Genomic DNA, 21,916 nt, shown 5'->3' with positions numbered 1-21,916 from the left:
TCAGATCCCCAACTGCTGACGCTGGCGCTTCAAGTGCTCCGGCATCTCTTTGTAGACGTCTTCGAACATGGTCGCGGCGCTTGGAATCTGCCCGCCAGCGAGGGTGCCGTACTGTTCGGCCTGTTTCTGCGCAGCAATCACTTCGGCTTCAAGTTCGGCGCTGACGGCGGCGTGCTCTTCTTCCGACCAGTGGCCGACCTTGATCAGGTGCTGCTTCAGGCGTGCGATCGGGTCGCCCAGCGGGAAGTGGCTCCAGTCATCGGCGGGGCGATATTTCGACGGATCGTCCGAGGTCGAGTGCGGACCGGCGCGGTAGGTGACCCACTCGATCATGGTCGGGCCGAGGTTGCGCCGGGCGCGTTCAGCGGCCCAGGCAGAAGCGGCATAAACCGCGTAGAAGTCGTTGCCGTCAACGCGCAGCGAGGCGATGCCGCAACCGACGCCGCGTCCGGCGAAGGTGGTGGCTTCACCACCGGCGATGGCCTGGAAGGTCGAAATCGCCCATTGGTTATTCACGACGTTGAGGATCACCGGCGCACGATAAACGTGGGCGAAGGTGAGGGCGGTGTGGAAGTCCGATTCGGCGGTAGCGCCGTCACCGATCCACGCCGAGGCGATTTTGGTGTCGCCTTTGATCGCTGAAGCCATGCCCCAGCCGACCGCCTGAATGAACTGGGTCGCGAGGTTGCCGGAGATGGTGAAGAAACCCGCGTCCTTGACCGAGTACATGATCGGCAACTGCCGGCCCTTGAGCGGATCGCGCTCGTTGGACAACAGTTGGCAGATCAGGTCGACCAGCGGCACTTCGCGGGCCATCAGGATGCTTTGCTGGCGGTAGGTCGGAAAGCACATGTCGTCGATGTTCAAGGCCAGAGCCTGGGCGCTGCCGATGGCTTCTTCGCCAAGGCTTTGCATGTAAAACGACATTTTTTTCTGACGCTGGGCGACCACCATGCGGTTGTCGTAGATGCGCGTCTTGAGCATGGCGCGCATGCCCTTGCGGAGGATCTCGACCGGCACGTTCTCGGCCCATGGGCCAAGGGCATTGCCCTGATCGTCGAGTACGCGAATCAGCCCACGCGCCAGGTCGGCGGTGTCGGCAGGTTCAACGTCGATGGAAGGTTTGCGCACCGTACCGGCATCGGTCAGATGCAGGTAGGAAAAATCGGTTTTGCAGCCTGGACGGCCCGAGGGTTCAGGGACGTGCAGACGCAGCGGTTCATACGCTTGGGTCATGGCTTCTACGCTCGATCTTGTGAATTTCTTGTAGTGAGCTGGCAGTCATTCTTCGGTAGAAGAAATCTTGTCCTACAACAATCATAGGCCCGGGCAAGAAGAATATTTATCTCTGTTTCGTTGCGCTGGAGACCATTTGCAGATAGAAATTCTGCATAAACATAAAAAACAGGTGGTTTTGTCTCATGCGCAAACTGGACCGTACCGACATTGGCATTCTCAACAGCCTTCAAGAGAACGCGCGCATCACCAACGCCGACCTCGCACGCTCGGTGAACCTGTCGCCAACGCCGTGCTTCAACCGGGTCAAGGCGATGGAAGAATTAGGCCTTATTCGCGAGCAGGTGACGCTGCTGGATGCCGACCTGCTGGGGCTGCACGTGAACGTGTTCATCCATGTCAGCCTGGAGAAGCAGGTCGAGGAAGCGCTGCAGCATTTCGAGGAGGCGATTTCCGATCGCCCGGAGGTGATGGAATGCTATTTGATGGCCGGTGACCCGGATTATCTGATCCGGGTGCTGGTGCCGACGATTCAGTCGCTGGAGCGCTTCATGATGGACTTTCTGACCAAAGTGCCGGGGGTGGCGAATATCCGGTCGAGTTTTGCGCTCAAGCAGGTGAGATACAAAACTGCATTGCCGCTGCCGGCGAATGGCTTGACGCTAGGTACCTGACCCGCTGATCGAAACGGAACGCGGAGCGTCCCCGGCAGCATTCCCACGCAGAGCGTGGGGAACGATCAACGTAGGAGCTGCCGCAGGCTGCGATCTTTTGACGTTAAAGCTTGTTGATCGGGATCTTCAGGTAAACCACGCCGTTATCCTCGGCTGCCGGCAAATTCCCCGCTCTCACATTGACCTGAATCGCCGGCAGCAACAGCGTCGGCATGCCCAGCCCGGCATCACGCTGGGTGCGCATCTCGACGAACGCCGCCTCATCAATCCCGTCATGCACATGAATATTGCCTTTGCGCTGTTCGCCGACCGTGGTCTGGCACTGCGACTCGCGGCCCTCGGGCGGGTAATCGTGGCAAACGTAGAGTTTCACGCTGGCGGGGAAGGCCAGTAGCTTGTGAATCGAGTTGAACAACTGATGGGCGTTGCCGCCGGGGAAGTCGCAACGCGCGGTTCCGACATCGGGCATGAACAGCGTGTCGCCTACCAGTATCTGTTCGCCGTCGATCAGGTAAGCCATGTCAGCCGGTGTATGCCCGGGCACATGCAGGGCAGTGGCTTTGAGATTGCCGATCCTGAAGGACTCGTTCGGCGCAAACAGGTGATCGAACTGCGAGCCATCAACGCAGAACTCCGGCTCCAGATTGAACAGTGCCTTGAACACGTTCTGCACTTTGCTGATCGATTGGCCAATGGCGATTTTGCCGCCCAGCTCCCGGCGCAGATACGGCGCGGCGGACAGGTGATCGGCGTGGGCGTGGGTTTCCAGCAGCCACTGTACCTGCAGGCTGTGTGCGCGAACGAAGGCGATGATTTTGTCGGCTTGTGCGGTGCAGGTGCGCCCGGCCGCGCCGTCGTAATCGAGTACTGGGTCGACGATCGCGCATTGCCCGCCGTCGGCTTCATAGACCACATAGCTGTAGGTCGAGGAGGCGGGGTCGAGGAAAGCTTCAATCAGCGCGGGCATGGACAGGAACCTGTGCAAAGTGGAAAAGGCAGTTGCAACACTTTATCTAAAAACATAATGTTCGCAGCTTAAGTGACCTTGAAGGCATCGTGCAAATGCAATCCAGTCTGACCGAATGTGAAGTCGCCCAACTGCGCGCTTCGGCCTCCAAGGCCTGCGCCTTGCTCAAGGCTCTGGCCAATGAGGATCGCCTGCTGATCCTGTGTCAACTGACCCAGGGCGAACGCAATGTCGGCGAACTGGAAAAAATGACCGGTGTGCGCCAGCCGACGCTGTCCCAGCAACTGGGCATCCTGCGTGATGAAGGCCTGGTCGCGACCCGTCGTGAGGGCAAGTACATTTTTTATGGGCTCGCCAGTCCGGAAGTCATTCAGGTGATGAAAACCCTCTCCGGATTGTATTGCGGAGCCGTGCTGAAAAGTCTGGGCCATCAATAAATGCCAGCCATGACACTGGTTCAATGTGGGAGCGAGCCTGCTCGCGAAAGCGCTAGGTCAGGCAATACTTGCATCGACTGATACGCCGCCTTCGCGAGCAGGCTCGCTCCCACATTGGGATTTGTGGTTTGGCCCGAACAATCCTTGCGTGCAGCAAAAGGAACAAGCAATGAACGATCAACACTGGGGCACATCCATCAGTGCAGACATCGTGGTCATCGGCGGCGGTACGGCCGGTATCGGTTTTGTCGCCAGTCTGCTCAAGCGTGATCCTGCGCTGAAAATCACCGTGATCGAACCCAGCGCCCAACACTATTACCAACCGGCGTGGACGCTGGTCGGCGGTGGCGCTTATGACGTGAAAGCTACGGCAAGACCCATGAACAAGGTCATGCCCAAGCAAGCGAATTGGCTGCAAGCGGCAGTCAGCGCAATCGACCCGGAAAAACGCCAACTCACCCTCAATGATCAACGTACGGTCAGCTATCAAAACCTGATCGTCTGTCCCGGCCTGCGTCTGGCCTGGGAGAAGATCGAAGGCCTGCAGGAAAGCCTCGGCCAGCACGGTGTGACCTCTAACTACAGCTACCAGCATGCGCAATACACCTGGGATCAGGTGCAGAAACTACGCGGCGGCAAAGCACTGTTTACCCAACCGGCGATGCCGATCAAGTGCGCCGGCGCCCCGCAAAAAGCGCTGTACTTGTCCTGCGATCACTGGCGCAAAAGCGGCGTGCTGAACAGCATCAATGTCGAATTCAATCTGGCCGGCGCCGCGCTGTTCGGTGTGGCGACGTTCGTCCCGCCACTGATGAAGTACATCGAAAAGTACAACGCGCAGCTGGCGTTCAATTCGAATCTGGTCAAGGTCGACGGCCCGGCGAAAACCGCATGGTTCGAGATCAAGGACGCTGACGGCAACGTCCGCCGTGAGGCGAAAACCTTCGATCTGCTGCACGTCGTGCCGCCGCAGGTTGCGCCTGACTTCATCGCCCAGAGCCCGTTGGCCGACGCTGCCGGCTGGTGCGAAGTCAACCCGCACAGCCTGCAACATCCGCGTTATCCCGAAGTGTTCGGACTCGGTGATATCTGCGGCACCAGCAACGCAAAAACCGCTGCAGCGGTGCGCAAGCAAGTGGTCGTGGTCGCGGAAAACCTGTTGGCCCTGCGCAAGCAGCAACCGCTGCCGCTGAAGTACGACGGCTACGGCTCCTGCCCGCTGACGGTGGAGAAGGGCAAGGTGATCCTCGCCGAGTTCGGTTATGCCGGTAAGTTGCTGCCGACTTTTCCACTGGACCCGACTGTGGCGCGGCGTTCGGCGTGGTTTCTCAAGGCGAAGCTGCTGCCGTGGTTTTACTGGAACGGCATGCTCAAGGGCCGCGAGTGGCTGACTGGTCTGTCCAAGGTTGACTGAGAAAACCCTATGTTGCTGGCAAGTCTGTTTGGCGTGGTGATGGGGTTGGTCCTCGGCTTGACCGGGGCCGGCGGCGGGATTCTTGCGGTGCCGGCGCTGGTGCTCGGGCTTGGCTGGACGATGACGCAGGCGGCGCCAGTGGCGCTGTTTGCGGTGGGCAGTGCGGCGGCGGTCGGTGCCATCGACGGTCTGCGTCATGGCCTGGTGCGCTATCGTGCGGCGTTGTTGATTGCGGCGTTGGGCGCAGTGTTTTCGCCGTTGGGGATTTACTTCGCGCATCAGTTGCCGGAGAAAATCCTGATGATCCTGTTCAGTCTGCTGATGGTCATGGTGGCCTGGCGCATGCTGCGCCGCGAGCGCCAGCAGGAAGGGCCGAGCGATCACGGTCACGCCAGTTGGGGGCAGAAGAATTGCATGCTCAATGAACAAACCGGGCGCTTTGACTGGACCGCCAAATGCACCGCTACGTTGGCGGCACTGGGGGCAATTACCGGCGTGGTGTCCGGATTGCTCGGTGTCGGCGGCGGGTTTTTGATCGTGCCGGCGTTCAAGCAACTGACCGATGTACAGATGCGCGGGATTGTCGCCACGTCGTTGATGGTGATCAGTCTGATTTCGGCGATCGGCGTAATCGGCTCGTTTCACGCCGGTGTACGGATTGACGGGCAGGGCGCGGCGTTTATCGTGGCCAGCGTTGTCGGCATGATCATTGGCCGCAAGCTGTGCGCGCGGGTGCCGGCGCGGGCGTTGCAGGTGGGTTTTGCCAGTGTGTGTCTGGTGGTGGCGGGATACATGCTGGTTCGCGCCTGAGTGTTGGCAGATCAAAAGATCGCAGCCTTCGGCAGCTCCTACAGGGATCGCATTCGCCTGTAGGAGCTGTCGAGTGAAACGAGGCTGCGATCTTTCAGGGCGTTACAACACCAGGTGCGGCAACCACAGCGAAATCGCCGGAATGTAGGTCACCAGCATCAACACCAGGAACAGCACCGCGTAAAACGGCAGCAGCGCCTTCACGGTGCTCTCGATACTGACTTTGCCCACCGCCGAACCGACAAACAGCACCGCACCCACCGGCGGCGTGATCAGTCCGATCCCCAGGTTCACCAGCATGATCATGCCGAACTGCACCGGATCCACGCCGATGCCGAGAATCACCGGCATCAGGATCGGCGTGAGGATCAGGATCAGCGGCGCCATGTCCATCACCGTGCCGAGCAACAGCAGCATGACGTTGATGCACATCAGGATCACGTAGCGGTTGTCCGACAGGGTCAGGAACAGCGTGGTGATCTTCGCCGGGATCTGCATCAGGGTCATGATGTAGCCGAAGCTCGCAGCGAAGCCGATCAGGATCATCACGATCGAAATCGTCCGCACCGTACGGTGCATCAGCTTCGGCAGTTCGCTCCACTTGTAGTCGCGGTAGATGAACATGGTGACGAAGAACGCCCAGAGCACGGCGATCGCCGCCGATTCTGTGGCGGTGAAGATCCCCGAGAGAATCCCGCCGAGAATGATCACCATCGCCATCAATCCCCACAGCGCTTCGCCGCAGATTTTCAGCGCCTCACGCAGCGGAATGACTTCGCCTTTCGGGTAGTCGCGTTTACGCGCGAAGATCAGGCACAGCACCATCAGGCACGCGCTCATCAACAGGCCCGGGACCACGCCGGCCATGAACAGTGAAGCAATCGACACCGTGCCGCCGGCCGCCAGCGAATAGAGCACCGAGTTGTGGCTCGGTGGTGTCAGCAAGGCCTGCACCGAACCGCTGACGGTCACCGCCGTGGAGAAGTCGCGCGGATAGCCTTTGCGTTCCATTTCCGGAATCAGCACGGAGCCCACCGAAGCGGTGTCGGCCACCGACGATCCGGAGATCGCGCCGAAGAATGTCGAGGCCATGATGTTGACCAGCGACAGACCGCCACGGACGAAACCTACCAGTACACCGGCAAACGCCACCAGCCGCCGCGACATGCCGCCCTCGGCCATGATCGCCCCGGCCAGCACGAAGAACGGAATCGCCAGCAGCGAGAACTTGTTGACCCCGCCCGCCACTTGAATCATCAAGGCCTGAAACGGAATGTCGATCCACCACGCGCCAATCAACGCCGACAGCCCGAGGGCGTAGGCGACCGGCATGCCGATCAGGATCAGTGCGATAAAACTGCCCAGCAGAATCAATGCGTCCATCAGGCAGCCCCTTCGTTTTCTTCAACCAGGTCGAAGCTCACAACCCGGCGATTGCTTTGGTCGCCGAGCAAGAGTTTTTCCAGCACAAAGACCAGCGTCAGCGCGCCGCCAATCGGGATCGGCATGTAGGTAATGCCCACGCGCAAGGTGGGCAGGGCGCTCATGAACTGGTTCCAGGTCGAGGCGCACAGCTTGGCGCCCCAAATGGTCATGAACAGGCAAATGGTCGCCATCAGCAGTTGCGAAACGATGCTCATGGTTTTGCGCAGGTTGGGTGGCAAGCGGTCGGTGACCATCGCCACGGCCATGTGCGCGCCGGCGCGATAACTGGCCGCGGCGCCGATGAAGGTGAAGACCATCATCAGCAGGATCGCGGTGGGCTCCGGCCAGCTCGAACCGGTGCCGAGGGCGTAACGGGCGAACACGCCCCAGGGAATGATCAGGGCGATGGCCAGTACCGACAGGCCGGCGACCCAGATGCAGGTCATGTACAGCTTATCGTTGAGGCGCAGCAGCGAATTCTTCATCGGGTTCCACCGTAACCGGGCAGCCGCAGACGTCGTTGGACGCCAGCGCTGCCGGGCCTTTCATTTGAGGGCTGGGAGGGTTACTGCACCGCTTCGATACGCTTGATCAGGTCGGCGTAAGGCGCGCCGTATTTCTCGCGAACCGAGGCAGTGGCCTCGTAGAAGGGTTTCTTGTCGACGGTGATGAACTCGACGCCGGCGGCTTTGAGCTTTTCTTCGCTGCTGGCGGATTTCGCATCCCACAGTGCGCGCTCTTCAAGCTGGGCAGCTTTGGCGGCTTTCTTCACCAGGGTCTGCTGGTCAGGGGTGAGTTTTTCCCAGGTGATTTTCGACATCACGATCGGCTCGGGCAGGATCAGGTGTCCGGTCAGGCTGTAGTACTTGGCGTTCTGGAAGTGGTTGTGTTCGAGCAGCGTTGGCGGATTGTTTTCCGCGCCGTCGATGACGCCGGTTTGCAGGGCGCTGAAGATTTCACCGGTGTCCATCGCAATGCCGTTGCCGCCCATGGCGTTGATGGTTTCGATGAACATCGGGTTGCCCTGCACGCGGATTTTCATGCCCTTGAGGTCTTCGAGTTTGCGCACCGGTTTCTTGGTGTAGATGTTGCGCGTGCCGCCGTCCATCCAGGCCAAAGCCACCAGACCGAATTCGGATTGGGTGATGCGGTCGAGAATCGCATCGCCGACTTCGCCATCGATGACTGCGCGCATGTGCGCCTGGTCGCGGAAGATGAACGGCATGTTGAACACGTTCACATCCGGCACCACCGGCCCGACGATGCCGAGGCTGACGCGGGTCATCTGGATCGCGCCGACCTGCGCTTGCTCGATGACTTCTTTTTCCGAGCCGAGCACACCGCCCGGGAAGTATTTGAAGGTGAGGTCGCCGTTGGTTTCCTTGGTCAGGGCTTTGCCCATGCTTTCTTCAGCGACCACGGTCGGATAACCGGCGGGGTGAATGTCGGCGAACTTGATTTCCAGCGCCTGGGCGCTGCCGGCGAGGGTGAAGGCGAACGGTAAAGCGACGGCGAGCAACGTGCGTTTGAAGTCCATGGGGGGGGTGTCTCCAGTCTTGTTATTGTTGTGTTCAAGGCACAGCGGTGCAGCAGAGGCGGGTGTTACTGCGAATCGTCGAACAGCGGTTCCGGCAAGCCTTTGACGTTGAGGTTCAGGGCGAACACGCCACCGGCCAGGGATTGCGGATCGTGGTCGTCGCCGGGACGAATCGAGGTCACGAAGAGGGTGTCCATCCGGCTGCCGCCAAAGGCACACATCGTCGGTTTTTTCACCGGCACGGCCAGTGAGAAGTCGAGTCGACCGTCCGGCGCGAAGCGGTGGATGAGGCCGGCGTCGTTGGCGCAGATCCAGTAGAAACCTTCGGCATCCACGGCGGCGCCATCGGGACGGCCGGGGAAGTGATTCATGTCGACGAAAACGCGTCGGTTCGACGGCGTGCCGGTGTCAGTGTCGTAATCGAACGCCCAGATCAATTGCACGTCAGGGTGCGAATCAGATAGGTACATGGTTTTGCCGTCGGGGCTGAAGCCGAGGCCGTTGGGCACGATGAAACCATCGAGCTGCGCTTCGATCACGCCAGACTGCCCTGCGCCGTAGCGATAGAGCCTGCCTTCGGGCGCATTCAATCCCATGTTCAGCACCATGCTGCCGGCCCAGAAGCGGCCCTGACGGTCGCAGCGGCCATCGTTGAGGCGCATGTCTTCGCGGCTGTGTGCAACGCTGGCGAGCAATTCGCTGTCGAGGCTGCCGTCGCTGTGCGGCTGCAGCTGGAAGAATCCGCTTTCCATACCGGCCACCCAGCCGCCACGGTTGTGGCGGGCGATGCAGGCGAGCATTTCCGGGGTTTTCCAGGCATCGACATGGCCGGAACCAGCGCTCCAGCGTTGCAGGCCGCCGTTGGGAATGTCCACCCAGTACAGCGCGTTTTCCTCTGCCACCCAGACCGGGCTTTCGCCCACGGCGTTGCGGGCATCGACGATCAATTCGGCTTGCATACTCATTCCTTTGTGTCGTTGTAGGCGTGCTCAGTCGCCGAACGGTCCGGCGGCGACAAATGCGCCGCCCTGATAGATCCGCGCCGGGTCATCGGCGGCCGGCATCGGCTGTGCTTCGACCTTTTCGCGGAACACCTCAGAGCTGTCCTTCGCGGCAAAACCGAGGTGGCTGGCGAATTTGTTGTCCCACCAGACGTCCTTGTTGTCGGACATGCCATAGACCACGGTGTGGCCGACGTTCGGCGTGTACAGCGCGTGTTCGAGCAGTTGCGTGAGGTCGTCGAAGCTCAGCCAGGTGTGCATCATTCGACGGTTTTGCGGCTCGGGGAATGAGGAGCCGATGCGGATGCTGACGGTCTCGATGCCGTAGCGATCGAAATAGAAACTGGCCATGTCTTCGCCGTAGGACTTCGACAAGCCGTAGTAGCCATCAGGGCGGCGCGCAGAGCTGGCATCGAGCGGCTCGTCCTGTTTGTAGAAACCGATGACATGGTTGGAACTGGCGAAGATCACTCGTTTGACGCCATGGCGGCGCGCCGCTTCGTAGATGTGGAACACACCGCAGATGTTGGCACCGAGGATTTCTTCGAATGGCCGCTCCACGGAGACGCCGCCAAAATGCAGGATCGCGTCGACGCCTTCGACCAGTTGATGCACGGCGTGTTTGTCAGCCAGATCGCAGGGAACGATTTCTTCGCGGTCATCGATGGCCGGGGCGAGGGCGGCGATGTCCGACAAACGCAGGACATTGGCATAAGGGCGCATCCGTTCGCGCAGTACTTTGCCCAGGCCACCGGCAGCGCCGGTCAGCAGCAGACGGTTGAACGGGGCGCGGGGAGTGGTGGTAGACGTCATGGCAATCCCTTACACGTTGTTATTAGGTTTGTTGTAGGTTGTCGTATGACTGCGCTGAAGTATCGGTAGGGTTTCCGGAACTTGTCAACGCGACTTTTGGTGTAAATGACGGAAGGGGCTAATTCACTTTTCGATCACCACGATTCCTTGGTTGCAATGCAATCCCCTTGTGGGAGCGAGCCTGCTCGCGAAAGCGGTATGTCATTTCGAAGTGATGTCGACTGACACGCCGCCTTCGCGAGCAGGCTCGCTCCCACAGGGAAACTCGGTGTGGCGACTTGGCTTTACAACAACGAAATCGGATAACTGATAAAGATCCGGTTTTCGTCAAACTCGTTGGTGCTGAAGTCCCGGCGCATCGTCGCGTTACGCCATTTCACGTTGAGGTTCTTCAGCGGGCCGCTCTGGACCGTGTAGGCCAGTTCCGACTCGCGGCCCCATTCCTTGCCGTCGGTGATCGTCCCGGTGTGCACGTTGTCGCCACTGATGTACCGGTTCATCATCGTCAGGCCGGGGATGCCGAGGGCGACGAAATTGTAGTCGTGACGCACCTGCCAGGAGCGCTCTTTGGCGTTGTCGTAGCTGGCGTTGTAACTGTCGTTGGCGAGGGTGCCGCCGCTGGTGCCGTTGACCCGCATCCACGCATCGTCGCCGCTGAGTTTTTGCAGACCGACATAAAACGTGTTGCCACCGTACTTGGCCGAAAGCAGGGCGAACGCAGTCTTGTTGTCGAGGTCGCCGGCCTGGGCACTGCCGTCTTCCTTGCCGGTGAAGAAACCGAGGTTGGCGCCCAGCGTCCAGTCACCCACAGGCTGGCTGTGGCTGAGGTTGAAATACTGCTGCTGGTAGATGTCGCTGAGTTCGGCGTACCACACGCCCACCAGCGTGCGCTTGTCGTTGAAGGTGTATTCACCGCCGCCGAAGTTGAAGCGATCGGAAGTGAACGCGCCGCGGCCGTTCATTGACATGTCTTCCATGCTCGCATCGTTGCGCGGGCTGTTGCCGCGGAACTGGCCGCCGTAGACGGTCAGGCCATTGATTTCGGTGGACGTGATCTGGCCGCCGCGAAAGGTCTGCGGCAGCGAGCGGCCGTCGTCGGAGCGCAGGATCGGCAGCACCGGCATCCACTCGCCGACCTTCAATTCAGTCTTCGACACCTTGGCCTTCAACGCCACGCCGAGGCGGCCGAAGTTGTCGGCCGGGCGTCCGTCATCGTGGATCGGCAACAATTGCGTGCCGCCCGAGCCTTTGCCGCCATCGAGCTTTTGCGAATACATCCCCAACACATCGAGGCCGAAACCGACGGTGCCCTGAGTGAAGCCGGACTTGGCGTCGAGGATGAAGTTCTGCGTCCACTCCTCAGCCTTGCTCTGCGGGTGATCGGGGTTGGTGAAGTTGCGGTTGAAGTAGGCATTGCGCAGGTTCAGCGTGGCTTTGCTGTCGTCGAGAAAGCCTTCGGCATCAGCGCTCATCGGCAAGGCGAAGGCCAGGCTGCTGCAGCCGATCAGGCCGAGGGTGGTACGCGGGCGAAGCGTGGCAAGGCGGGAAGGGCGGACGGAACTGCAGACGAGTGTGCTCACTGTGACGCTCCCTGTTAGGTTTGTTGTTTTTATTATCTGTCATACGTCGTCGTACAACATGGTTGCGGATATTTCCTAGGTTTTCCGGGAATGTCAACAGCAAGTTATACGATGACTGCACGTCGACGCTGATTACCCTGTAGGAGCTGCGGCACGCTGCGATCTTTTGATCTTGCTTTTAAAAAATCCAGATCAAAAGATCGCAGCCTCGTTTCACTCGACAGCTCCTACAGGGATTTGTGTTGTCCATGGGATGTGTGTTGCCGGTGAATTTGCGGCAAACTTCACCCACCTTCCGCACAAGGCCTTTCAATGGATCAATACGCCCCGCGCAACTGGCAGCCCCACGAGAAGCCCAGCCTGCCCGGTTCCCCCTCGACGCCGTTGCACTCCAACCCCAAGCGGCTGGCCTATGCGCTGGTCGGCTTGCTGGTGGCGTTGACCGGTGGTCTGGGCAACTCGCTGGTGGTCGCCAACCTGCCTTATCTGCAAGGCGCACTTGGTGCGACCACTGCGGAGATGGCCTGGCTGCCGGCGGCGTATGTGATGACCAACGTGTCGATGAACCTGCTGCTGGTGAAGTTTCGTCAGCAGTTCGGTTTGCGCGCATTCACCGAGGTGTTCCTGGTGTTGTATGCGCTGGTGACCTTCGGCCACTTGTTCGTCAACGATCTGAATTCGGCGGTGGCGGTGCGGGCGGCGCACGGCATGGTCGGCGCGGCGCTGAGTTCTCTGGGTCTGTATTACATGATCCAGGCGTTCCCGGCGAAGTGGCGGATGAAGGCGCTGGTGCTCGGCCTCGGCACCTCACAACTGGCCTTGCCGCTGGCGCGGTTGTTCTCCGAAGACTTGCTGCAGATCGCCGAATGGCGTGGTTTGTATCTGTTTGAATTGGGCATGGCGCTGCTGTCGCTGGGCTGCGTATTGATGCTCAAGTTGCCGCCGGGCGACCGTTTCAAAACCTTCGAAAAACTCGACTTCCTGACCTTCGCCATTCTCGCCACCGGTGTGGCGTTGTTGTGCGCGGTGTTGTCGCTCGGGCGGATCGACTGGTGGCTGGAGGCGGACTGGATTGGCGTCGCCCTGGCTTCGTCGATCGCCCTGATCATGATGGGGCTGGCCATCGAACATAATCGCAGCAACCCGATGCTGATGACCCGTTGGCTCGGCAGCGGGACGATGATCCGCCTGGCGCTGGCGGTGACCCTGATTCGTATGGTCACCTCGGAGCAGTCCACCGGCGCTGTCGGCTTCATGCAGAACCTGAATATGGGCTATGAGCAGTTGCACAGCCTGTACGTGGTGATGCTGATCGGCAGTGTCGCGGGGCTGTTGACCAGCGCACTGACGATCGACCCCAAACACCTGCTGATGCCGTTGATCATCTCGCTCGGACTGATGGCCACCGGGTCGGTGATGGACAGCTTTTCCAATAACCTGACCCGCCCGGAAAACCTCTATTTCAGTCAGTTCCTGCTGGCTTTCGGCAGCACGTTTTTCCTCGGCCCGACCATGGTCTTCGGTACGCGCAACGTGTTGACCAATCCGCGCAATCTGGTGAGCTTTTCCGTGCTGTTCGGGATCTGCAACAACCTCGGTGGCCTGCTGGGTGCGGCACTGCTGGGCACCTTCCAGATCGTCCGGGAAAAATTTCATTCCAGTCACATCGTTGAGCACCTGACGCTGTCTGACCCGTTGGTGGCTGCGCGCGTACAGAGCGGTGGCTCGGCGTACGGCTCGTTGCTGGCCGATCCGAGTCTGCGCAACCTTGCGGGTATTCGCAGTCTGTCCAACGCCGCCACCCGTGAGGCCAACGTGCTGGCCTATAACGATGTGTTCATGCTGATCGCCGTGATTGCGGTGCTGACCATGATCTGGCTTTCCATTCGTGCGCTGTGGCTGATGAGCACCACCAAAGCCGTCGCCCCTGCGCCATCCACACCTTCGAGCGGTGCCACTTCTTCATGACCGAACCGACCACCACAACCACCAATGCCATCGCCGCCACGCCTGAAGGGGTGGCGCCGCCGTCATCGCCAAACACCGAGCCACGCTCGCTGCGGGTGCGGGTCATCTCCTCGCTGGGATTTGCCGCGATAGCCATCGTTGGCGTGCTGATCGTCTTGTATGCGTGGCAATTGCCGCCGTTCAGCAGCGCGGTCGAAACCACCGAAAACGCTTCGGTGCGCGGGCAGGTGACGATCATCGGTCCGCAGCTCGCCGGTTATGTCTATGAGGTGCCGGTGCAGGATTTCCAGTACGTGAAGGCCGGGGATTTGCTGGTTCGCCTTGACGACCGCATCTATCAGCAACGTCTCGACCAGTCACTCGCCCAACTGGCCGTGCAGAAAGCCGCGCTGGCCAATGTGGTGCAGCAACGCAACAGCGCCGAAGCGACGATTAAATTGCGTCAGGCAGTGGTCGCCGACAGCGAAGCGCAGTTACGCAAAAGTGAAGCGGATCTGCGCCGCAACAAAGAGTTGGTGGGTGACGGTTCGGTGTCCAAGCGTGAGATGGACGTGGCGCTGGCCGCCAATGCGCAAAGTGTTGCGGCGGTGGCGCAGGCCAAAGCCAATCTGGAGATCGCTCGCCAGGACCTGCAAACGGTGATCGTCAATCGCGGCTCGCTGGAAGCGGCGGTGACCAGCGCCGAAGCGGCCGTGCAACTGGCACGGATCGATTTGTCGAATACGCGGATCGTCGCCCCGCGTGACGGTCAACTGGGGCAGATCGGCGTGCGTCTCGGCGCCTACGTCAACTCCGGAGCGCAGTTGATGGCGTTGGTGCCGAACCAGAAATGGGTGATCGCCAACATGAAGGAGACCCAGATGGACAACGTGCGCGTCGGGCAACCGGTGCGCTTCACTGTCGATGCGTTGAACCACCGCAAATTCACCGGGCATGTGCAGCATATATCGCCGGGGACCGGGTCTGAATTTGCTTTGCTGCAAGCGGATAACGCCACCGGCAACTTTGTGAAAATCGCCCAGCGGGTGCCGGTGCGGATCACCATTGATCCCGATCAGCAGGAAGAGGAACGGTTGCGGCCGGGGATGTCGGTAGTCGTCAGCATCGATACCGCCGCCGGCGATACCCAACCGCATTAAGATCAAAAGATCGCAGCCTTCGGCAGCTCCTACATGGGTACTCTGTAGGAGCTGCCGAAGGCTGCGATCTTTTGATTTTCAGGTTGTGATCATTGGCGGCAGGGTGCCGAGTAGCGAGACGGCGGCGACGGCGCCAATGCCCAGCAACCACTCCAGCATCACGCTGCGTCTGAGCGTGGTCATCCGCTGTTCGCAATCATCAATCCGCAAGCGGTTGAACAGCGCCAGCCCGAGCATGGCAAAAACCAGCAGTGCCTTGATCAGCAGAATCAATGCAAACCCGCTGAACAACGGTGTCGGCCACCACTGGCCGGTCAGCACGCGCACATTGATCAAACCGGTGATCAGCAGCCCCGTGACCAGCGCATAACCGATGCCGCTGAAGCGCCGCAAAACCTTGTGCATCGGCTCACTCGGCTGACGCAGAATCATCACCAGCAACAACAAACCGCCAAGCCACGCCGCCACGCAGGTCAGATGAACGATCTGGTTGAGAATCAGCAGTTGCCCACTCACACCATCGAGCATCGCGCCATGCCCGACCGGTGCCAGCGTCGCCAGCAGCAAGCCGCTCAAGCCCAGCCGCAACGGCATACCTGAACGCCAAGGGGTGAACAGCAACGCCAACAGCGCGGCATTGATCAGCAGATGCCAGCGCCAGACCTGACCAAAAAAAGTATTGCCCAACACCAGCGCAACGGTGTCCGGATCAAACGCCGCCACTGCCGAACCGGCCATGCTCGCGGTGATCAACAGCGCCCAGGCAATCCCGCTGAGCAGCGCCACAGCCGCCAGCCAACGCGCCAGTCGCGCCAGGTGCCGATCCACTTGCAGCGCTTCATCCTTGAGCAGCAACGGCCTGAACAGCCAGGCCCCGAACAGCATCAACACCACGATGAAATGCACAAAGCGGCACAGCACCAGCGCTTCACTCATGAATTACTGGCTCACCTTGAACTGATAAGCGCCTTCGCTGTTGTGCGTGTCGACCGACACTGCACGCCATTCGACTTTGTATTCGCCGGCCGTCAGTGGAGCGACGGGAGTGACGATCAGGGTTTTCTTGTCGCTCTCGGTGCTCAGGGGGTTGAGCGCGACCGGTGCGCCATCGTGTGTCACGGTGACTTTGGTTAACTTGGCTTCGACACCTTCGGAAAAGGTCAGGCGCAAATCGGCCGGGGCGGCGACGCTGCTGTCGGCCGCCGGGGTCTGGCTTTTCAGGTGGGCGTGGGCGAATACGGAAGATGCGGCGAACAGCGAAGCGAGCAGGGCAGTGGTCGTCAGGACGTTCTTGAACAGCATCGCAAATACCTCTGAGGCAGGATCAAAGAACCGTCAGTTTAGCCATCCGCGCACGGCTGTACGAAGTTTTGTTTGCAGCGGTCGCCCGCGCACCAGAGCGGATGCTAGTCTTGGACAACGCTGTTGTCAGGGAGCCCTCATGGGCAATCACAAGATCGAGATTCGTCGCAACAACGTCGAGAAAATCCTCCTGGCGGCGGAAAAAGTCTTCGCCGAAAAAGGTTTTGGCGGTACGGCCATGGCCGACATCGCGGCTGAAGTGCAACTGCCGCGTTCCAACCTGCATTACTACTTCAGCACCAAGAGCGAGCTGTACAGCGCGGTGCTGTTCGACCTGCTGGAAGTGTGGAAACAGGACGCGCTGTGCTTCGAGATGTTCGACGACCCGCGCGTGGTGTTGAGCAGTTACATCCGCGCCAAGATGAACCATTCGCGCAGCCGTCCTTACGGTTCGAAAGTCTGGGCCAACGAAATCATCCACGGCGCGCCGACGTTGGGCGAGGCGCTGGATGTCAGTCTGTATGACTGGGCGAAGATGAAGGAAGCGAAGATTCGCCAGTGGGTCGAGGACAAGCGGATTTTGCCGGTGGAGCCGTCGAGCCTGCTGTACATGATCTGGGCGTCGACGCAGCACTATGCCGACTTTGATCATCAGGTGAATATTCTGAATGAACATCAGCCGTTGTCGGACATGCAGTTTGAGCGGGCGGTGCAGACGGTGACCAGTGTGATATTGCGTGGGATCGGCCTGGAACCCTGAAGTGCAGGATCAAAAGCTAACCCTCATCGGAACGCCGCCCGCCCAGCCCTCTCCCAGAGGGAGAGGGGGCCGACCGAGGTGTCTTGCGAGGTACATCGACCTGAAAGATCCAGTCGATTATGGATTCAAAGCAGCTCTTGCCTGTGCATGTATCGATTATGGATTCAAGGCAGTTCGCGCCTGTGCATGTATCGATTGCGGATTCAAAGCAAATCGTTCAGGTCGGTGGATTTCTGAAATATTCCCCAATCAGTCCCCTCTCCCTTTGGGAGAGGGTTAGGGTGAGGGCCGTTCAGGATCAGCCCCCTATTCAGACCGCAACGTGATACGGATTGCGCGGATCATGATTCCAGTCCAGAAACGGCTTCCCAGTCTCCATCGGCACCATCTCGATGCAGTCCGCCACCGGACAAGTGATCTGGCACAGATTACAACCCACACACTCGTCATCGATCACTTCATATTTATGCGTCCCGTCCGCCTGTTTGAGACTGCTGATCGCCTGGTGTGACGTGTCCTCGCAAGCAATGTGGCAACGTCCGCAACCAATGCATGCCTCCTGGTCAATTTTCGCGATCACCTGATAGTTGATGTCGAGGTACTTCCAGTCCGTGGTGTTGCCCACCGCACGCCCGGAAAACTCGGCGATGCTGGCGTAGCCCTGACTGTCCATCCACCGCGACAGACCGTCCTTCATCTCCTCGACAATGCGAAACCCATGCAGCATCGCCGCCGTGCACACCTGCACCGCGCCGCTGCCCAGCGCCATGAATTCCGCCGCATCACGCCAACTGCCAATGCCGCCAATGCCACAGATCGGCAATCCCTGGGTCTGGGGGTCGCGGGCAATCTCGGCGACCATGTTCAGCGCGATCGGCTTCACCGCCGAGCCGCAGTAGCCACCGTGCGTGCTTTTGCTGCCGACGGTGGGCAGGGCGACCATGTGTTCCAGATCGACGCTGGTGATCGAGTTGATCGTATTGATCAACGACACCGCATCGGCGCCACCACGATGAGCCGCGCGAGCGGCGACACGGATGTCAGTGATGTTCGGCGTCAGTTTGACGATCACCGGCAGCGAGCAGTAAGTCTTGCACCAGCGCGTGACTTGCTCGACGTACTCCGGCACCTGACCGACCGCCGCGCCCATGCCACGTTCAGGCATGCCGTGAGGACAGCCGAAATTCAGCTCGATGCCATCAGCGCCCGTGGCCTCCACCAGCGGCAGAATGTGTTTCCACGATTCCTCGACGCACGGCACCATCAGCGAAACGATCAGCGCGCGATCCGGCCAGTCCTTCTTCACCTGAGTGATTTCGCGCAGGTTGATCTCCAGCGAACGGTCGGTGATCAACTCGATATTGTTGATGCCGAGCACTTCACGGTTGTTGCCGTAATGCGCCGAGTAACGCGACGACACGTTGACCGCCGCCGGGTCCTCGCCGAGGGTTTTCCAGACCACGCCACCCCAGCCCGCTTCAAAGGCACGGACCACGTTGTAAGCCTTGTCGGTCGGTGGCGCGGAAGCCAGCCAGAACGGATTCGGCGCTTTGATGCCAGCGAAGACAATCGACAGATCGGCCATTTACGCAGCCTCCACGTTGAGCATCAGTTGAGCGTTGATTGCCTCGGCGGCGCGTTTGCCGTGCTGCACCGCTTGCACGGTGAGGTCCTGATCGAGGCTGGTGCAGTCGCCGCCGGCATACACGCCGGGGATGCTGGTGCGCAGATTTTCATCGACGTAAATGCGTTCGCCCTGACGCTTGAGTTCGCGGGCCAACGGGTCGGCGAGGGCGCTGCCGTCGAAGGCCTGGCCGATGGCTTTGAAGATCGCATCGGCCGCCAGTTCGAAGGTTTCGCCGGTGGTTTGCAGGCGACCGTCGACCAGGTCGGTGCGAGCGAAGCGCATGCCGCGCACATGACCCTGATCGTCGAGCAGCACTTCTTCCGGTTGCGCCCAGGTCAGCAGGCGCACCTGATTGGCTTTGGCGATGTCTTGTTCATGACCGGTGGCGCCCATGTCCGCGGCGCCACGGCGATACACAAGATTCACATCATGAGCACCGAGACGAGCCATTTGCACCGCCATGTCGATTGCCGTGTTGCCGGCACCGAGGACGATGCAGCGTTCGGCCAACGGCAGTTCAGTCAGGTCTTCGGCCTGACGCAGTTCGCGGATGTAGTCGGTGGCGGCGAGCAGGCCCGGGGCATCTTCGTGAGGCAAGCCGAGTTGCTTGCTGGCATTGAGCCCGAGGCCGAGGAACACCGCGTCGAACTGTTGATGCAGTTCACTGAGGGTCAGATTCTCACCCAGCTTTTGCCCATGACGAATCTCGATGCCGCCGATTTGCAGAAGGAAATCCAGCTCCTTCTGCGCGTAGTCGTCGACCAGTTTGTACTTGGCGATCCCGTATTCGTTGAGACCGCCAGCCTTCTCCCGCGCTTCGAAAATCACCACGTCGTGACCGTGCATGGCGCTGCGGTGGGCGCAGGATAACCCGGCCGGTCCGGCACCGACCACGGCGATGCGTTTGCCAGTGGCGGCGGCGCGCTGGAACGGGTGCTCGCTGAAATGTGCGTTGTCGACGGCGTAGCGTTGCAGCAGGCCGATCAACACTGGCGCGCATTCGTGGGCGTTGTTGCGCACGCAGGCTTGCTGGCAGAGGATTTCGGTCGGGCAGACTCGGGCACAACTGCCGCCGAGGATGTTGGCCGAGAGGATTTTCTGCGCGGCGCCGGGCACGTTGTCCTGGTGAATATTGCGGATGAAAGAGGGGATATCGATCTCGCTAGGGCACGCATTGACGCACGGCGCGTCGTAGCAATACAGGCAGCGCGAGGCTTCCAGATGCGCCTGGCGGTGATTGAGCGGCGGCGCCAGATCGGTGAAATGCCCGGCGAGGGCGGCCGCGCTTTCGTGCGGGTGGGGGAGATGGTTCAGGGTCTCGATCACGGTTTTGTGCCTCACGGTAACTGCCTCTATCGGGCATTGGCCAAATCCCCGTGTAGGAGCTGCCGAAGGCTGCGATCTTTTGATTTTGTTTTTTAAGATCAAGATCAAAAGATCGCAGCCTTCGGCAGCTCCTACAAAGGTATGCATTGCAAATGTGGGAGCGAGCCTGCTCGCGAAGGCCGAAGGCCTGGATTTCAGCGTTTCACAGCAATGGGCTTGTGCAACTCAGCCCGCTTGCTCAGCAAATCAAACACCGCCGGATACGCCGGCCGTTCGATATACCGCCCGGCCCCGCGCTCGGCGCGCAGGTCGCCGTCGGCCCAGACCAGGCGGCCCTGGCTGACGGTATGGCTGGGCACGCCGCGCACGGTCTTGCCTTCGAAGATGTTGAAGTCCACCTGCTGATGGTGAGTCTTGGCGGAGATGGTGCGGGTACCTTGCGGATCCCACAGCACCAGGTCGGCGTCGGCACCGACGCGAATCGCGCCTTTGCGCGGGTAGAGGTTGAAGATCTTCGCGGTGTTGGTAGAGGTAAGGGCGACGAAATCCTGCATCGATAAACGCCCGGAGTTGACCCCCTCATCCCAAAGCACCGCCATGCGATCTTCGATACCCGCTGTGCCGTTGGGAATCTTGCTGAAGTCATCGCGCCCGGCGGCTTTTTGTTCGGCACAGAAGCAGCAATGGTCGGTGGCGGTGGTGTGCAGATTGCCATTTTGCAGCCCATGCCACAGCGCCTCTTGATGACCCCGCGGACGGAACGGCGGGCTCATCACGTAACCGGCGGCGGTCTGCCAGTCCGGGTGCTGATAGACGCTGTCGTCGAGCAGCAAATGCCCGGCAAGCACTTCGCCGTACACCGGTTGACCCTTGCTGCGTGCGTAGGTGATTTCGTCGAGGGCCTCTTTGGTCGAAACGTGCACAAGGTACAACGGTGTGCCAATGGTTTCGGCGATACGAATCGCCCGGCTCGCCGCCTCACCTTCAACCTGAGAAGGTCGTGACAACGGATGCGCCTCCGGCCCGGTGATGCCCTGGGCCATCAACTTGCGTTGCAGGTGATACACCAGTTCGCCGTTTTCCGCGTGCACGGTCGGCACCGCGCCGAGTTCCAGGCATCGTTCGAAGCTCGCCACCAGCGTGTCGTCGGCGGCCATGATCGCATTCTTGTACGCCATGAAATGCTTGAAGCTGTTGATCCCGTGATGGCTGACCAGCTCGGCCATTTCCTCACGCACCTGCTCGCTCCACCAGGTGATTGCAACGTGGAAGCCATAGTCGGAGGCGGATTTCTCGGCCCAGCCACGCCATTGATGAAACGCTTCCATCAGTGACTGCTGCGGATTGGGAATCACAAAATCGATGATCGACGTGGTGCCGCCGGCCAGACCGGCGGCCGTGCCACTGTAGAAGTCTTCACTGGCCACGGTGCCCATGAACGGTAGTTGCATGTGCGTGTGCGGATCGATGCCGCCGGGCATCAGGTATTGGCCGCTGCCGTCGAGTACTTCGGCAGCGGCGGGAACATCAAGGTTTTCACCAATGGCTTTGATCACGCCGTCGGCGCAATAGACGTCGGCGCGATAACTTTCATCATGGGTAACAACGGTGGCGCCACGGATCAACAGAGACATTCCGAGTTCCTCGCAGGCATGACCGACTTGTGCCGGTTCTAGATGTTTTATTGAAGTACGGCACAGCAGGTTGTATTCCTGTCAGCGCTGTCAGGAATAGAAGCTAGTCGCAGATTTACAATAGATCAAGATTATTTTTTATAAGCTTATTGCTTTTTTAAGTGTATGAAAAATAACGATAAAAACCGTTAATCACCAAAATGGTGAGGCCGTTCACCATTTTGACGCACTTGACAGGATGGAAATATGAGCAAGATTTCCTATGT

At 59.9% G+C, this 21,916-nt stretch carries 20 protein-coding genes; 7 read left to right on the top strand and 13 right to left on the bottom strand.

Features of this window, described 5'->3' with window-relative positions:
- Complete coding sequence (locus tag P3G59_RS17790; protein ID WP_003224001.1) at nt 1-1,236, bottom strand: 3-methyl-2-oxobutanoate dehydrogenase (2-methylpropanoyl-transferring) subunit alpha; 1,236 nt, start codon at nt 1,234-1,236, stop codon at nt 1-3.
- A 185-nt stretch (nt 1,237-1,421) separates the two neighbouring features.
- On the opposite strand from P3G59_RS17790, the gene bkdR reads away from it, so the two are divergent.
- Complete coding sequence (bkdR, locus tag P3G59_RS17785) at nt 1,422-1,910, top strand: Bkd operon transcriptional regulator BkdR (protein WP_008059350.1); 489 nt, start codon at nt 1,422-1,424, stop codon at nt 1,908-1,910.
- A gap of 103 nt (nt 1,911-2,013) precedes the next feature.
- Here bkdR and P3G59_RS17780 read toward each other — a convergent pair whose 3' ends face one another.
- A complete protein-coding gene (locus tag P3G59_RS17780) occupies nt 2,014-2,877 on the bottom strand; it encodes an MBL fold metallo-hydrolase (RefSeq protein WP_277758325.1) in 864 nt (287 codons plus the stop codon).
- 95 nt (nt 2,878-2,972) lie between these two features.
- Here P3G59_RS17780 and P3G59_RS17775 point away from each other — a divergent pair, with 95 nt between their 5' ends.
- From P3G59_RS17775 to P3G59_RS17765, 3 genes are all read left to right on the top strand, one after another.
- On the top strand, nt 2,973-3,314 hold the full coding sequence (locus tag P3G59_RS17775; RefSeq protein ID WP_007965280.1) for a metalloregulator ArsR/SmtB family transcription factor: 342 nt from the start codon (nt 2,973-2,975) through the stop codon (nt 3,312-3,314).
- A gap of 169 nt (nt 3,315-3,483) precedes the next feature.
- Complete coding sequence (locus tag P3G59_RS17770) at nt 3,484-4,728, top strand: FAD/NAD(P)-binding oxidoreductase (RefSeq protein ID WP_277758324.1); 1,245 nt, start codon at nt 3,484-3,486, stop codon at nt 4,726-4,728.
- Nucleotides 4,729-4,737: 9 nt separating this feature from the next.
- The gene (locus tag P3G59_RS17765) at nt 4,738-5,538 is read left to right on the top strand and encodes a sulfite exporter TauE/SafE family protein (protein WP_277758323.1); all 801 of its coding nucleotides are present in this window, start codon (nt 4,738-4,740) and stop codon (nt 5,536-5,538) included.
- 102 nt (nt 5,539-5,640) lie between these two features.
- Here P3G59_RS17765 and P3G59_RS17760 read toward each other — a convergent pair whose 3' ends face one another.
- From P3G59_RS17760 to P3G59_RS17735, 6 genes are all read right to left on the bottom strand, one after another.
- Nucleotides 5,641-6,921 (bottom strand): TRAP transporter large permease, encoded by a 1,281-nt coding sequence (locus P3G59_RS17760; protein ID WP_277758322.1) that lies wholly within the window; start codon nt 6,919-6,921, stop codon nt 5,641-5,643.
- Nucleotides 6,921-7,448, bottom strand: a complete 528-nt coding sequence (locus P3G59_RS17755; RefSeq protein WP_277758321.1) for a TRAP transporter small permease — start codon at nt 7,446-7,448, stop codon at nt 6,921-6,923. Before P3G59_RS17755 ends, P3G59_RS17760 begins: the two co-directional genes overlap by 1 nt.
- Before the next feature lie 80 nt (nt 7,449-7,528).
- Nucleotides 7,529-8,500: a TRAP transporter substrate-binding protein gene (locus P3G59_RS17750; RefSeq protein WP_277758320.1), complete on the bottom strand. Its 972-nt coding sequence runs from the start codon at nt 8,498-8,500 to the stop codon at nt 7,529-7,531.
- Between the two features lie 65 nt (nt 8,501-8,565).
- Complete coding sequence (locus tag P3G59_RS17745; RefSeq protein WP_277758319.1) at nt 8,566-9,459, bottom strand: SMP-30/gluconolactonase/LRE family protein; 894 nt, start codon at nt 9,457-9,459, stop codon at nt 8,566-8,568.
- A gap of 30 nt (nt 9,460-9,489) precedes the next feature.
- Nucleotides 9,490-10,314 (bottom strand): NAD(P)-dependent oxidoreductase, encoded by an 825-nt coding sequence (locus tag P3G59_RS17740; protein ID WP_277758318.1) that lies wholly within the window; start codon nt 10,312-10,314, stop codon nt 9,490-9,492.
- A gap of 284 nt (nt 10,315-10,598) precedes the next feature.
- Nucleotides 10,599-11,894 carry an OprD family porin gene (locus P3G59_RS17735; protein WP_277758317.1) on the bottom strand — a complete coding sequence of 432 codons (1,296 nt, stop codon included), beginning with the start codon at nt 11,892-11,894 and terminating at the stop codon, nt 10,599-10,601.
- Between the two features lie 312 nt (nt 11,895-12,206).
- On the opposite strand from P3G59_RS17735, the gene P3G59_RS17730 reads away from it, so the two are divergent.
- Together P3G59_RS17730 and P3G59_RS17725 are read left to right on the top strand one after the other, a co-directional pair.
- Nucleotides 12,207-13,862, top strand: a complete 1,656-nt coding sequence (locus tag P3G59_RS17730) for an MFS transporter (RefSeq protein ID WP_277758316.1) — start codon at nt 12,207-12,209, stop codon at nt 13,860-13,862.
- Nucleotides 13,859-15,001 carry an HlyD family secretion protein gene (locus P3G59_RS17725; protein ID WP_277758315.1) on the top strand — a complete coding sequence of 381 codons (1,143 nt, stop codon included), beginning with the start codon at nt 13,859-13,861 and terminating at the stop codon, nt 14,999-15,001. Before P3G59_RS17730 ends, P3G59_RS17725 begins: the two co-directional genes overlap by 4 nt.
- A gap of 78 nt (nt 15,002-15,079) precedes the next feature.
- Here the strand turns inward: P3G59_RS17725 and copD are convergent, their stop codons facing one another.
- Together copD and copC are read right to left on the bottom strand one after the other, a co-directional pair.
- Nucleotides 15,080-15,937 carry a copper homeostasis membrane protein CopD gene (gene copD, locus P3G59_RS17720; protein ID WP_277758314.1) on the bottom strand — a complete coding sequence of 286 codons (858 nt, stop codon included), beginning with the start codon at nt 15,935-15,937 and terminating at the stop codon, nt 15,080-15,082.
- 3 nt (nt 15,938-15,940) lie between these two features.
- Nucleotides 15,941-16,303: a copper homeostasis periplasmic binding protein CopC gene (gene copC, locus P3G59_RS17715; RefSeq protein ID WP_277758313.1), complete on the bottom strand. Its 363-nt coding sequence runs from the start codon at nt 16,301-16,303 to the stop codon at nt 15,941-15,943.
- 139 nt (nt 16,304-16,442) lie between these two features.
- Between copC and P3G59_RS17710 the strand changes: the two genes are divergently transcribed.
- The gene (locus P3G59_RS17710; protein WP_007919317.1) at nt 16,443-17,063 is read left to right on the top strand and encodes a TetR/AcrR family transcriptional regulator; all 621 of its coding nucleotides are present in this window, start codon (nt 16,443-16,445) and stop codon (nt 17,061-17,063) included.
- 310 nt (nt 17,064-17,373) lie between these two features.
- On the opposite strand, the gene preA is transcribed toward P3G59_RS17710, so the two are convergent.
- From preA to hydA, 3 genes are all read right to left on the bottom strand, one after another.
- Nucleotides 17,374-18,648, bottom strand: a complete 1,275-nt coding sequence (preA, locus tag P3G59_RS17705; protein WP_277758312.1) for an NAD-dependent dihydropyrimidine dehydrogenase subunit PreA — start codon at nt 18,646-18,648, stop codon at nt 17,374-17,376.
- On the bottom strand, nt 18,649-20,016 hold the full coding sequence (locus P3G59_RS17700) for an NAD(P)-dependent oxidoreductase (protein ID WP_277762173.1): 1,368 nt from the start codon (nt 20,014-20,016) through the stop codon (nt 18,649-18,651).
- Nucleotides 20,017-20,210: 194 nt separating this feature from the next.
- Entirely contained in the window at nt 20,211-21,650 is a 1,440-nt protein-coding gene (hydA, locus tag P3G59_RS17695) for a dihydropyrimidinase (RefSeq protein WP_277758311.1), read from the bottom strand.
- Between the last annotated feature and the right edge of the window lie 266 nt (nt 21,651-21,916).

This window comes from Pseudomonas sp. A34-9 (assembly GCF_029543085.1).
GTDB lineage: Bacteria > Pseudomonadota > Gammaproteobacteria > Pseudomonadales > Pseudomonadaceae > Aquipseudomonas.
This window is presented reverse-complemented; position numbering and strand designations above follow the sequence as displayed.

Coding starts and splice junctions, on each gene's coding strand:
- P3G59_RS17790 (WP_003224001.1), bottom strand. CDS start 1,236: ATGACCCAAGCGTATGAACCGCTGCGTCTGCACGTCCCTGAACCCTCG.
- bkdR (WP_008059350.1), top strand. CDS start 1,422: ATGCGCAAACTGGACCGTACCGACATTGGCATTCTCAACAGCCTTCAA.
- P3G59_RS17780 (WP_277758325.1), bottom strand. CDS start 2,877: ATGCCCGCGCTGATTGAAGCTTTCCTCGACCCCGCCTCCTCGACCTAC.
- P3G59_RS17775 (WP_007965280.1), top strand. CDS start 2,973: ATGCAATCCAGTCTGACCGAATGTGAAGTCGCCCAACTGCGCGCTTCG.
- P3G59_RS17770 (WP_277758324.1), top strand. CDS start 3,484: ATGAACGATCAACACTGGGGCACATCCATCAGTGCAGACATCGTGGTC.
- P3G59_RS17765 (WP_277758323.1), top strand. CDS start 4,738: ATGTTGCTGGCAAGTCTGTTTGGCGTGGTGATGGGGTTGGTCCTCGGC.
- P3G59_RS17760 (WP_277758322.1), bottom strand. CDS start 6,921: ATGGACGCATTGATTCTGCTGGGCAGTTTTATCGCACTGATCCTGATC.
- P3G59_RS17755 (WP_277758321.1), bottom strand. CDS start 7,448: ATGAAGAATTCGCTGCTGCGCCTCAACGATAAGCTGTACATGACCTGC.
- P3G59_RS17750 (WP_277758320.1), bottom strand. CDS start 8,500: ATGGACTTCAAACGCACGTTGCTCGCCGTCGCTTTACCGTTCGCCTTC.
- P3G59_RS17745 (WP_277758319.1), bottom strand. CDS start 9,459: ATGCAAGCCGAATTGATCGTCGATGCCCGCAACGCCGTGGGCGAAAGC.
- P3G59_RS17740 (WP_277758318.1), bottom strand. CDS start 10,314: ATGACGTCTACCACCACTCCCCGCGCCCCGTTCAACCGTCTGCTGCTG.
- P3G59_RS17730 (WP_277758316.1), top strand. CDS start 12,207: ATGGATCAATACGCCCCGCGCAACTGGCAGCCCCACGAGAAGCCCAGC.
- P3G59_RS17725 (WP_277758315.1), top strand. CDS start 13,859: ATGACCGAACCGACCACCACAACCACCAATGCCATCGCCGCCACGCCT.
- copD (WP_277758314.1), bottom strand. CDS start 15,937: ATGAGTGAAGCGCTGGTGCTGTGCCGCTTTGTGCATTTCATCGTGGTG.
- copC (WP_277758313.1), bottom strand. CDS start 16,303: ATGCTGTTCAAGAACGTCCTGACGACCACTGCCCTGCTCGCTTCGCTG.
- P3G59_RS17710 (WP_007919317.1), top strand. CDS start 16,443: ATGGGCAATCACAAGATCGAGATTCGTCGCAACAACGTCGAGAAAATC.
- preA (WP_277758312.1), bottom strand. CDS start 18,648: ATGGCCGATCTGTCGATTGTCTTCGCTGGCATCAAAGCGCCGAATCCG.
- hydA (WP_277758311.1), bottom strand. CDS start 21,650: ATGTCTCTGTTGATCCGTGGCGCCACCGTTGTTACCCATGATGAAAGT.